Source organism: Serinicoccus kebangsaanensis (assembly GCF_008919445.1).
GTDB lineage: Bacteria > Actinomycetota > Actinomycetes > Actinomycetales > Dermatophilaceae > Ornithinicoccus > Ornithinicoccus kebangsaanensis.
The window spans coordinates 17,554-29,284 of record NZ_VSLG01000020.1; the positions used below are offsets into that span (position 1 = coordinate 17,554).

An 11,731-nucleotide genomic window follows, 5' to 3' on the forward strand; every position below is an offset into this window, starting at 1 on the left:
GCGGGAGGCGTGGGGCGGTCGTCGTCGACTTGCCGCACCGTCGGCTGCAGGCGCACCATGGGCTCTCGTGCGTGTCTTTTGGGCCCATCCGGCCCGTGCGGTCACCCTGGGCTTCGTGGGGCTCGTGCTCCTCGGCACGACCCTGCTGCTGCTCCCCGTCTCCCGCGCCCCGGGCGCGCCGGCGGATCTGCTCGTCGCGGCCTTCACCACGGTCTCCGCGACCTGCGTGACCGGCCTGATCACCGTCGACACCGCGAGCTACTGGACCCCCTTCGGGCAGGTGGTCATCCTCGCCCTGATCCAGATCGGTGGCTTCGGGGTGATGACGCTGGCCACGCTGCTCGCGATGGCCGTCCGGGGCAAGCTCCGACTGCGCTCCACCCTGGCGGCGCAGGCGGACTCGCACTCGCAGCGGCTCGGCGAGGTCCGGTCGGTGATCCGGTCCATGCTGCTGATCCTCGTCGTCGTCGAGCTCGTCGTGGCGGTGCTGCTGGCCGCCCGGTTCCGCTGGGGCTACGGCTACGACGTGGGCACGGCGGTCTGGCACGGGGTGTTCCACTCGATCTCCGCCTTCAACAACGCCGGCTTCGCGCTCTACCAGGACAGCGCCATGGGCTTCGTCGGCGACCTGCTGGTCATCGGACCCATCTGTCTCGCGCTGGTGATCGGCGGGCTGGGTTACCCCGTCCTGCGCGAGCTGCTGCACCGCGTGCCGCACGCGCGATGGAGCGTGCACACCCGGCTCACGGTCTGGGGCACGGCGGCGCTGATGCTGCTCGGCACGGCGCTCTTCTGGTGGTTCGAGTCCCGGGCCGGGGGGACGTTGACCCACCTGGGCCCCGGGGGTCAGTTCGTCGGGGCCGTCGGTGGCGGCCTGTTCCCCCGGACGGCAGGCTTCAACAGCATCGACTACGGCGTGGCCAGCGACGAGACGCTCGCGGTCACCACGGTGCTCATGTTCATCGGCGGCGGGTCGGCCGGCACGGCGGGCGGGGTCAAGATCACGACCTTCCTGATCCTCGCCTTCGTCATCTGGTCCGAGATCCGCGGCGAACCCGACGTGGTCATCGGTCGCCGCCGCATCTCCAGCTCCACCCAGCGCCAGGCCCTCTCGGTCGCGCTGCTCGCGGTGGGCCTGGTGGTCGTCTCCACGATCTACCTCATGAGCCGCACCGAGGGGGCGCGGCCCACCGACCTGCTGTTCGAGACGGTCTCGGCGTTCGCCACCGTCGGCCTGTCCACCGGGCTCACCGCCGCCCTCCCGTGGGACGCTCAGCTCCTGCTCATGCTGCTGATGTTCCTCGGGCGGGTGGGCCCCATCACGGTGGCCGCCGCGCTGGCCCTGAACACCCGCCACCGCCACTACCGACTCCCTGAGGAGAGACCCATTGTTGGCTAGGAAGAAGCGAGACGCGGACGGCGCCACCCCGACGGTTCTCGTCGTCGGGCTGGGCCGGTTCGGGACGGCCGTCTGCGAGTCGTTGGTGCGGCAGGGCGTCGACATCCTCGCGATCGACACGGACGAGCGCCGGGTGCAGAAGTATGCCGACGAGCTCACCCACACCGTGGTCGCCGACGCGACCGACGGGGAGGCGATGCGGCAGCTGGGCATCGGGAGCGTGGACCGCGCCGTGGTCGCGATCGGGTCGGACATCGAGGCCAGCGTCCTCAGCGTCATCACCCTGCACGAGGCGGGGGTGGGGCGGATCTACGCCAAGGCGATCACCCGCAAGCACGGGAAGATCCTGGACAGCATCGGCGCGGACCACGTGATCTACCCGGAGTACGTCATGGGCCAGCGCGTGGCGCACATGGTCACCGACGGGCTCGCCGACTACCTCGAGTTCGACGACGAGTTCGCGATCGCCCGGTGCAGCGCGCCGGTCGAGACCTGGGGCCGGAGCCTGGCCGACTCCGCGGTCCGGACCCGGCACACCATCACGGTCGTCGGGATCAAGCCGCCGGGCGAACCGTTCACCTATGCGGTGCCCGAGACGATGGTGGAGGAGGGTGACGAGCTCGTGGTCTCCGGCCGGGTCGGGGACGTCGAGCGGTTCGTGTCCCTCCCGCGTGCCCGGCGCCGGGCGGACTCCTGAGGCGCGGGCCCGTGCGGGCCGCGGGCTCAGGCGCGGTCCACGACGAGGACGGCGGGCGTGCCGGCCACCGTGGTGAGCACCAGGATCACCTCGTCGTCGCCGACGGTGCGCCGCGGCAGGCGCAGCTCTGACCGGAAGGCGTCCGGGTCCGTGCGGACACCCCGCTTCTTGATCGTCACCGGCCCGCCGGCCCGCCCGCGCAACCACGCGCGGACGGTGCGGGCGCGCAGCGGGAGCACCTCCCGGACGGCATACCAGCGCACGACCGGGTTCTCGACCCGGTGCTCGGCACTGACGTAGCCCGCGTCGTCGGAGAGCTCCTGACCCTGCACCAGGGCCGCGACCGCCCCGGTGAGGTCGGCAGCGAGGACGGTGCGGTCGGGCTCGGCGAGCCACGGCCCCGGGTCGGCGCCTGGCGCGAGCACCCCAGGGTGCGGCCCGGAGCGCACCTCGTGCCAGCTCACCTCGCCGTCGGTCGTCGTGCCGACCACCGCCCGTCGCCCCGGTGGGCCCAGCCCCCACCACAAGGTGCACTCGAGGACGTCGCCGTCGATCCCCACCCACTCGGCCGCCGCGTCATGGGGCACCGCGGCACGTGGGAACGCGGGAGAGAGCTTCGCCGCCGTGACCCGGGCCTGCTGCGCCACCGCGAGGACTGTCTCGAAGGGGGGCGACAGGTCCTCGAGCCGGGTGAGCCGGCGGGTCCGGCCACGGGTGTCCGCGTGCCCGGGCACCCGACGGGCGGGGTCCAGGAACGCGGCGTCGGCCGCACCGACGTCGGTGTCGTGGGCATCCCCGACCAGGACGCGCACCCGGTCGAACGGGGCGAGGTTGGCCCGGGCCGCCGCGGCGACGGCCGGGTCGGCCTCCACGGCCGTCACCGCCAGCCCGGCCTGCGCGAATGCCATGGAGTCCAGCCCCAACCCGCATCCGAGGTCGACGACGTGCTCCACCCCGCTGCTCGCCAGCAGCGTCGCGCGGCGGGCGGCGACCGGCGGGCGGGTGGCCTGCTCCACGCCATCCTGGGTGAGCAACAGCCGGTCGACCAGGTCCCCGAGCCGCGGTCGCGCGCGGGACCGGAGCCGCGCCTGGGTCAGGGCGGCGGACACGAGGTCGGGATCGTGCCCGGCGTCCCGCAGCCGCGTCATGAGGGACAGCGAGGTCCCCTCGTCGTACGGCGGCAGACCGGCGAGCAGCTCGGCGCCCGCACCGTGCTGCAGCCGCTCCACGAGAGCCACGGCAGGATCGGCGCTCATGGCCCCATTGTGCTCCCAGTAGATTGGCGGCATGCCCCGAGTGTTCAGCCGCAAGGTCAGCCGGATGCTGCGTCGCGGGCGCCGGATCGCCGTCGGGGTCGCCGGTGCCGGGGTGGCCGGACAGCTGACCCTGGCCGCGGGCGTCGTCGCGGCGGACGCCCTGCGCAAGCGGCGTGACCACGTGGATCGCGACGCGCCGGTCCAGGACCCGCTCTCGACGACGGTGCAGGGGTCGCGGGTCACGACCTACACCTACGGGCAGTACCTCTACGACGACATGATCGCGGCCATCGACGAGGCGGAGGACTTCGTCTACCTGGCGTCCTACATCTGGAAGGCCGACGAGGTGGGCCGGGCGTTCAAGGAGGCGGTGCTGCGCGCGGCCGACCGCGGCGTGCTGGTGTGCCTCGTCTTCGACGGGTTCGCGAACCTCGTCGTGCCACGGGACTTCCTGAAGTTCCCGGAGGGTGTCCACGTGCTCCGTTTCCCGGTGCTCCGGACGGCGCTGCCGCTCATCGACGTCCGTGCTTCCGGGCGGGACCACCGCAAGATCCTCGTCGTCGACGGTCGGGTGGGCTTCGTCGGGGGCTACAACATCGGGTCCCTGTATGCGACGAGCTGGCGGGACACGCACGTCCGCGTCGAGGGCACGAGCGTCTGGGAGCTGCAGAACGCCTTCACCGACTTCTGGAACCGGCACAAGGGCAGGCGCCGCCCGGATCTCCCGGACAGCGGGACGCTGGACTGGAACGCCCACATCCGTGCCGCACGCAACGAGCCGAGCCGGGTGGTGTACCCGGTGCGCGCCCTCTACCTCGAGGCGATCGACCGCGCCGTCCACCGCATCTGGATCACCCAGGGGTACTTCATCCCGGACCGGGAGATCCTGCACGGGCTGCTCACCGCCGCCTCGCGCGGTGTGGACGTCCGCGTGGTCATGCCGCAGGCCTCCAACCACGTGCTCGCCGACATCGTCGCGCAGTCCTACTTCGCGACGTTGCTCGAGGGTGGGGTGCGGCTGCACCTCTACCACGACGTCATGGTGCACGCGAAGACCATGACCGTCGACGGGCGCTGGGCCACCATCGGCACCGCCAACGTGGACCGCCTCTCCATGCAGGGCAACTACGAGATCAACCTCGAGATCGTCGACCCGGAGCAGGCCGAGCACATGGAGCGCATCTTCCGGTCCGACCTGGAGCACTGCCACGAGCTGACCCTGCAGGAGTGGGAGGAGCGGGGGAGGGGCACCCGGCTGGTGGAGCGGGTGCTGCAGCCGCTGCAGGTTCTGCTCTGAGCCGAGTTCGCCCAACTCGCTGGCACTCGGCTTGACCGAGTGCTAATGCGCTGCCTAGATTCGTCCTGAGCACTCTGGGCACGTCAGTGCCAGCCGCGAGTGACCGCCGACCCCCGCGACGGCGGTGGCCACTGCGCGGTGGAGTGAGCACCGGAAGTAGCGACCACCTGACCGGCGCACCCGCGTCGGGCACTGAAGGAGAAGGAAGGTAACCGTGTCGGTTTCCATCAAGCCGCTCGAGGACCGCATCGTCGTCAAGGCCGTCGAGGCCGAGCAGACCACGGCCTCCGGCCTGGTCATCCCGGACACCGCCAAGGAGAAGCCCCAGGAGGGCGAGGTCCTGGCGGTCGGGCCGGGTCGGATCGACGACAACGGCAATCGTGTCCCCATGGACGTCGCCGTCGGCGACCGGGTGATCTACAGCAAGTACGGCGGCACCGAGGTGAAGTACTCCGGCGAGGAGTTCCTCATCCTGTCGGCGCGTGACGTGCTCGCCATCGTCGGCTGACGCCCTCGCAAGAATCCGAGCTTGCGAGGCTCGGAGCCAGGCGTGGAAGCCGACCAGAGAGCGCGTCGGCTGACGCACTCGCAAGAGTCCGAGCCTGCGAGGTGCACCCTCGCACGACATCACCGCAGACGCACCGCCCCGGCCGCCCACGTGGTGCCCGGGGCGGCGCGCGTCCTGCGCCGCAGACCAGACAGATCCGCTGAAAGGAGCGCTCGCCCATGGCGAAGCAGCTGCAGTTCAACGACGACGCCCGCAAGGCGTTGGAGCGGGGCGTCGACGCCCTGGCCAACGCGGTCAAGGTGACGTTGGGCCCGAAGGGCCGCAACGTCGTCCTCGACAAGAAGTGGGGCGCGCCGACCATCACCAACGACGGCGTGACCATCGCGCGCGAGGTCGAGCTGGAGGACCCCTACGAGAACCTCGGTGCCCAGCTCGCCAAGGAGGTCGCGACCAAGACCAACGACATCGCCGGTGACGGCACCACCACGGCGACCGTCCTCGCCCAGGCCATGGTCAAGGAGGGCCTGCGCAACGTCGCCGCGGGCGCGGCGCCCGCCGGGCTGAAGCGGGGCATCGACCAGGCCGTGTCGGCGATCAACGACCGCCTGCTGGAGACGGCGCGCGAGCTCGAGGGCCGCGACGAGATCGCCCAGGTGGCGGCCCTGTCGGCCCAGGACACGCAGATCGGTGAGCTGATCGCCGACGCCTTCGACAAGGTCGGCAAGGACGGCGTCATCACGGTGGAGGAGTCCTCCACCACCGCGATGGAGCTGGAGTTCACCGAGGGTATGCAGTTCGACAAGGGCTACCTGTCGCCCTACTTCGTCACCGACACCGAGCGGATGGAGGCGGTGCTCGAGGACGCGTACGTGCTGCTGGTCCAGGGCAAGATCTCCAAGGTCTCCGACCTGCTGCCGCTGCTGGAGAAGGTCGTCGGCGAGGGCAAGCCGCTGATGATCATCTCCGAGGACGTCGAGGGAGAGGCCCTGTCCACCCTCGTGGTCAACAAGATGCGCGGCACCTTCAACGCGGCTGCCGTCAAGGCTCCGGGCTTCGGTGACCGCCGCAAGGCGATGCTGCAGGACATGGCCATCCTGACCGGTGGCCAGGTCGTCGCCGAGGAGGTCGGCCTGTCCCTGGAGTCCGTGGGCCTGGAGGTCCTCGGCACCGCGCGCCGCATCGTGGCCACCAAGGACACCACGACCATCGTCGAGGGCAGCGGAGACGCCCAGGCGGTCAGCGACCGCGTCGCCCAGCTCCAGAACGAGGCCGCCGCGACGGACTCCGACTGGGACCGCGAGAAGCTGCAGGAGCGGATCGCCAAGCTGGCCGGTGGGGTCTGCGTCATCAAGGTGGGTGCGCACACCGAGGTCGAGCTCAAGGAGAAGAAGCACCGCATCGAGGACGCCGTCTCGGCGACCCGTGCGGCGATCGAGGAGGGCATCGTCGCCGGCGGTGGCTCGGCGCTGGTGCACGCCGCCCCGGCGGCAGCCGAGCTCGGGCTGGCCGAGGACGAGGCCGTCGGTGCCGCGATCGTGGTCAAGGCGGCCCAGGAGCCGCTGCGCTGGATCGCGGAGAACGCCGGCCTCCAGGGCTACGTCGCGACGACCAAGGTCGGGGAGATGTCACCCGGGCAGGGGCTCAACGCCGCCACCGGGGAGTACGGCGACCTGTTCGCCGCCGGCGTGATCGACCCGGTCAAGGTCACCCGCTCCGCCCTGCGCAACGCGGCCTCGATCGCCTCGATGGTGCTCACCACCGACACCCTCGTCGTGGACAAGCCCGAGGAGGACGAGGACGAGGCCGGTCACGGTCACGCCCACTGACCGCGCCGCGCGGGCCGGCCGAGCCGGCTGACCCGCGCCACGACGAAGGCCCCGTCGGGACACCTCCCGGCGGGGCCTCGTCGTGCGGTCGTCGGGGCGTCCGTGGTGGTCGTGCTGGACCCGGAGGGTCAGCGCGGCTGGTGCGGCCTGGCCGCGTCCACCCGCTCGTAGTGCTCGGCCCGCTCCTCCTCGGTCATGCCTCCCCAGACGCCGTAGGGTTCACGGACCGCGAGCGCGTGCGTGCGGCACTGCTCGAGGACCGGGCAGGTCGCGCAGACCAACTTGGCGCGTTCGTCCCGACGGCGGCGCGCCGGGCCCCGCTCGCCCTCGGGGTGGAAGAAGACCTCGGGGCTCGTCGTCCGGCAGGCGCCTTCGAACTGCCACTCCCACAGGTCCGCCACGGGGCCAGGCTGTCCAGCGGTCTCGGCCACGGCTTCCTCCTCTCGGGGGCTGGACCCGGGTCCTCACCTGCGCCTCGCCCCCCTGCGGGGCCCCTGAGCAAGCAGCATCCGAGCGTGACGAGCGTCTCGTCGTGCCGTCACTCTACGTGCTCGGGCACGCAGGGCATAGCGGCGGGTGGCCCGCCCCGGGAGCGGGGCCCAGCGGCCCTAGACTGGGGACATGACCTCCGGTGACACCCCCGGTCCCTCCGACCCCTTCGCGCGGCTCGGGCTCACCTACGACGACGTGCTGCTGCTGCCCGGTGAGACCGACATGTCCCCGACCGAGATCGACACGACGAGCCGGTTGACCAGGGAGGTGTCCCTCCGGGTGCCGCTGGTCTCCGCCGCGATGGACACGGTGACCGAGGCGCGGATGGCGATCGCGATGGCCCGGCAGGGCGGGATCGGGATCCTGCACCGCAACCTCTCCGTGGAGGACCAGGCCCTCCAGGTCGACCTCGTGAAGCGGACCCAGACCGGGCGCATCACCAACCCGGTGACGATCGGCCCGGGGGCGACCCTGGGCGAGCTGGACCAGCTGTGCGGCCAGTACCGCGTCTCCGGGCTCCCGGTCGTCGACGAGGGAGGGCACCTGCTCGGGATCTGCACCAACCGTGACCTGCGGTTCACGCCGGTGGCCGAGTGGGACCGCACGCTGGTCCGCGACGTCATGACGCCGATGCCGCTGGTCACCGCCAGCGCCGACGTGTCCCGCGAGGAGGCGACCGCCATCCTGCGGGCGCACAAGCGGGAGCGGCTCCCGCTCGTGGACGAGCAGGGCCGGCTCTCCGGCCTGATCACGGTGAAGGACTTCGTCAAGAGCGAGCAGTACCCGCACGCGTCCAAGGACGGTGACGGCAGGCTGCTGGTCGGTGCGGCGATCGGCTACTTCGGGGACGCCTGGCAACGGGCCACGACGCTGATGGAGGCGGGTGTCGACGTGCTCGTCGCCGACACCGCCCACGGGCACGTGCGGATGCTGCTCGACATGGTCGCCCGGCTCAAGAGCGACCCCGCGACCCGCCACGTCCAGGTGGTCGGCGGCAACGTCGCCACGGGCGCCGGTGCCCGGGCCTTCGTCGACGCGGGGGCGGACGCCGTGAAGGTCGGCGTGGGGCCCGGGGCGATCTGCACCACGCGCGTGGTCACCGGGGTGGGGGTGCCGCAGCTGTCGGCCGTGCACGAGGCGGCCCAGGTGTGTCGGGAGGCCGGCGTCCCGGTCATCGCCGACGGCGGCATGAAGTACTCCGGCGACATCGCCAAGGCGCTGGTGGCCGGTGCCGAGGCGGTCATGATGGGGTCGATGCTGGCCGGCTGCGAGGAGAGCCCGGGTGAGCTGATCTTCGTCAACGGCAAGCAGTTCAAGAGCTACCGCGGCATGGGCTCGCTCGGGGCGATGAGCTCCCGCGGGGCGAAGTCGTTCTCGAAGGACCGCTACTTCCAGGCGGAGGTCACCAGCGACGACCAGCTCGTCCCCGAGGGCGTCGAGGGCAAGGTCGCCTACCGCGGGGCGGCGAGCGCGGTGGTGCACCAGATGGCCGGTGGCCTGCGGCAGGCCATGTTCTACGTCGGGGCGCGGACCGTCCCCGAGCTGCGGGACAAGGGCCGTTTCGTCCGGATCACCCAGGCCAGCCTGCAGGAGTCCCACCCGCACGACATCGAGATGACCGCGCAGGCGCCGAACTACGGCTGAGCCCCCGGCGCGACGCGTGGCGCAGTCCGGTCGCGACGGTGCCGGCAGGTAGCCTGAGCCGGTGAGCGAGATCGAGATCGGACGTGGAAAGCGGGGCCGTCGGGCCTACTCCTTCGACGACGTCGCCGTCGTGCCGTCCCGCCGCACCCGTGACCCCGAGGACGTCTCGATCACCTGGCAGATCGACGCCTACCACTTCGAGCTGCCCATCCTCGCGGCGCCGATGGACTCGGTGGTCTCACCGGAGACGGCGATCGCGATCGGAGCGCTCGGTGGACTCGGGGTCCTCGATCTCGAGGGCCTCTGGACGCGCTACGACGACCCGGCCGACGCGCTCGCGGAGATCGCGCGGTTGGAGGGCGAGGAGGCGACGCAGCGGATGCGGGAGCTGTATGCCGCGCCGGTGCGTCCGGAGCTCATCACCGCTCGGCTGCGGCAGATCAGGGACGCCGGGGTGACGGTCGCCGGCTCCCTCTCGCCGCAGCGGACCCAGCAGTTCTGGAAGGCGGTCGTCGACGCCGGGGTCGACCTCTTCGTCATCCGCGGCACCACCGTGTCGGCCGAGCACGTCTCCAGCCACGCCGAGCCGCTGAACCTCAAACGCTTCATCTACGAGCTGGACGTGCCGGTCGTCGTCGGCGGCGCCGGCACCTACACCGCAGCCCTGCACCTGATGCGCACCGGGGCCGCCGGGGTGCTGGTCGGCTTCGGTGGCGGCTCCACCCACCGCACCCGCACGGCGCTGGGCATCCACACCCCGGCCGCGACCGCGATCGCCGACGTCGCGGCCGCCCGGCGGGACTACCTGGACGAGTCCGGAGGACGCTACGTCCACGTCATCTCCGACGGGGGGACCAGCGAGTCGGGCGAGATCGTCAAGGCGGTCGCCTGCGGAGCCGACGCCGTCATGCTCGGCGCCGCCCTCGCCCGGGCCCAGGAGGCGCCCGGTGCGGGCTACCACTGGGGGAGCGAGGCGCACCACCCGGAGCTGCCGCGCGGCGAGAAGGTGCACGTCGGGTCGGTCGGCACGCTCGAGGAGGTGCTGGTCGGTCCGGCCCGCACCGCCGACGGCACGACGAACCTCATGGGTGCCCTGCGCCGGGCGATGGCGACCACGGGGTACACCGACCTCAAGGAGTTCCAGCGAGTCGACGTGGTGGTGGCGCCCTATGGCGAACGATGAGCGACCGGAGTCGGGCAGGCACCGTCCGGGTGGACTGCCCGAGGTGAACGTCAGCATGGCCCCCGAGCACGTGCGCCGCCGTCGCGTGGTGCTGGGCACGCTGCTCGCCCTGGTCCTGCTGGGTGGGTGGGGGCTCACCCAGGTCATCGGCGGGGCCGACGGTGCGCCCGCGGCCGGCCCGGAGACGACCTCGGGACCGACCGAGGCCAGCGCTCCGCAGCAGGCGGACGACGCAGGCGGCGACGGTGGCGAGGGTGACCAGGACGGCCAGGAGGGTGAGGGCGGTCAGGACGACGGGGCCGGTGAGCCGGCCGACCCGGGGACCGAGGACGACGGTGGTGAGCCTGCCGTCTGGCAGCGCGAGCCCGTCCCGGGCGAGCACGCGAGCGACCTGACCGCGCTGGAGCAGGTGGACTACCTGACCGGAGGGCTGACCCCGAAGTCGGTCATGTCCTCGGGGCGTGGGCTGATGATCGCCAACAACATGATGTACAGCCACACCTCCACCGTCTTCGACAGCACCAGCCGGGAGCAGCTGGAGGTCCTGGACGACGCGGTCGAGCTGTCCCAGTTCGGCATCGAGGGGCACCCGGGCCTCTCCCAGGGGTCGCCGGTCGAGGCCGCCTGGACGGCGGACGGACGGTATGCCTACGTCTCCCAGTACACGATGTACGGCGAGAACTTCGGGGTCGAGGGCTTCGACGCCTGCACCCGGGACAGCGGCGTGGGAGCCTCCTTCGTCTATCGCTTCGACGCCGAGGAGATGGCCTGGGACCAGGTCTTCGAGGTGGGCGCCGTGCCGAAGTACCTCGCGCTGAGCCCGGACCAGGAGACCCTGCTGGTGAGCAACTGGTGCGACGCGACCCTGTCCGTCGTCGACACCGAGCGCGGCGAGGAGACCGGGGTCATCCAGCTGGCCGCAGCACCACGCGGCGTGGTGGTCATGCCCGACAACACGACGGCCTACGTCGTCGCGATGTATGCCGACGAGCTCTACAAGGTCGACCTCGCCGAGGGCACCGCGGAGGTGGTGATGCAGACCGCCTCCCGCCCGCGCCACCTCAACCTCGCCGACGAGGGGCGCACGCTCTACCTCACCACCAGCGGCGGCAACGCCATCTACAAGATCGACACCGGCACCGACGAGATCGTCGACCAGGTGAACCCCGGCGCGGAGCCGCGCAGCGTGGCGATGAGCCCGGACGAGAAGGCGCTCTACGTCGTCAACTACAACGAGGCGAGCATCGCCAAGGTCAGGACCTCCGACATGGAGGTCGTCGACACCGCCCCGGTCGACGCGAACCCGATCGGGATCGACTACGACCCGGTCACCAACACCGTCTGGGTGGCCTGCTACGGCGGCTCGATCTACGTCTTCGACGACCAGAGCACCCTGCTCTGACGTCCAGGGGGAGGACCTACCCTGGAG

10 protein-coding genes are annotated in these 11,731 nt (G+C 71.6%); 8 read left to right on the plus strand and 2 right to left on the minus strand.

Going from position 1 to position 11,731, the window contains the following annotated elements; translation table 11 throughout:
* Nucleotides 1-67: 67 nt before the first annotated feature.
* Nucleotides 68-1,399, plus strand: a complete 1,332-nt coding sequence (locus FXF60_RS15595; RefSeq protein ID WP_151526900.1) for a TrkH family potassium uptake protein — start codon at nt 68-70, stop codon at nt 1,397-1,399.
* A complete protein-coding gene (locus tag FXF60_RS15600) occupies nt 1,389-2,096 on the plus strand; it encodes a potassium channel family protein (RefSeq protein ID WP_437440875.1) in 708 nt (235 codons plus the stop codon). Before FXF60_RS15595 ends, FXF60_RS15600 begins: the two co-directional genes overlap by 11 nt.
* Before the next feature lie 26 nt (nt 2,097-2,122).
* Here the strand turns inward: FXF60_RS15600 and FXF60_RS15605 are convergent, their stop codons facing one another.
* Nucleotides 2,123-3,352, minus strand: a complete 1,230-nt coding sequence (locus FXF60_RS15605) for a DUF8688 domain-containing protein (RefSeq protein ID WP_192796779.1) — start codon at nt 3,350-3,352, stop codon at nt 2,123-2,125.
* A gap of 31 nt (nt 3,353-3,383) precedes the next feature.
* Between FXF60_RS15605 and FXF60_RS15610 the strand changes: the two genes are divergently transcribed.
* From FXF60_RS15610 to groL, 3 genes are all read left to right on the plus strand, one after another.
* Nucleotides 3,384-4,649: a phospholipase D-like domain-containing protein gene (locus tag FXF60_RS15610; protein WP_151526903.1), complete on the plus strand. Its 1,266-nt coding sequence runs from the start codon at nt 3,384-3,386 to the stop codon at nt 4,647-4,649.
* Nucleotides 4,650-4,863: 214 nt separating this feature from the next.
* Nucleotides 4,864-5,157 carry a co-chaperone GroES gene (groES, locus tag FXF60_RS15615; protein ID WP_151526904.1) on the plus strand — a complete coding sequence of 98 codons (294 nt, stop codon included), beginning with the start codon at nt 4,864-4,866 and terminating at the stop codon, nt 5,155-5,157.
* Nucleotides 5,158-5,375: 218 nt separating this feature from the next.
* A complete protein-coding gene (gene groL, locus FXF60_RS15620; RefSeq protein ID WP_151526905.1) occupies nt 5,376-6,983 on the plus strand; it encodes a chaperonin GroEL in 1,608 nt (535 codons plus the stop codon).
* A gap of 128 nt (nt 6,984-7,111) precedes the next feature.
* On the opposite strand, the gene FXF60_RS15625 is transcribed toward groL, so the two are convergent.
* Complete coding sequence (locus FXF60_RS15625) at nt 7,112-7,384, minus strand: WhiB family transcriptional regulator (protein WP_437440876.1); 273 nt, start codon at nt 7,382-7,384, stop codon at nt 7,112-7,114.
* 220 nt (nt 7,385-7,604) lie between these two features.
* On the opposite strand from FXF60_RS15625, the gene guaB reads away from it, so the two are divergent.
* From guaB to FXF60_RS15640, 3 genes are all read left to right on the plus strand, one after another.
* Nucleotides 7,605-9,119, plus strand: a complete 1,515-nt coding sequence (guaB, locus tag FXF60_RS15630; RefSeq protein ID WP_151526907.1) for an IMP dehydrogenase — start codon at nt 7,605-7,607, stop codon at nt 9,117-9,119.
* Nucleotides 9,120-9,180: 61 nt separating this feature from the next.
* Entirely contained in the window at nt 9,181-10,302 is a 1,122-nt protein-coding gene (locus FXF60_RS15635) for a GuaB3 family IMP dehydrogenase-related protein (RefSeq protein WP_151526908.1), read from the plus strand.
* A 55-nt stretch (nt 10,303-10,357) separates the two neighbouring features.
* The gene (locus FXF60_RS15640; RefSeq protein ID WP_238335890.1) at nt 10,358-11,704 is read left to right on the plus strand and encodes a YncE family protein; all 1,347 of its coding nucleotides are present in this window, start codon (nt 10,358-10,360) and stop codon (nt 11,702-11,704) included.
* The last annotated feature ends 27 nt before the right edge of the window (nt 11,705-11,731 follow it).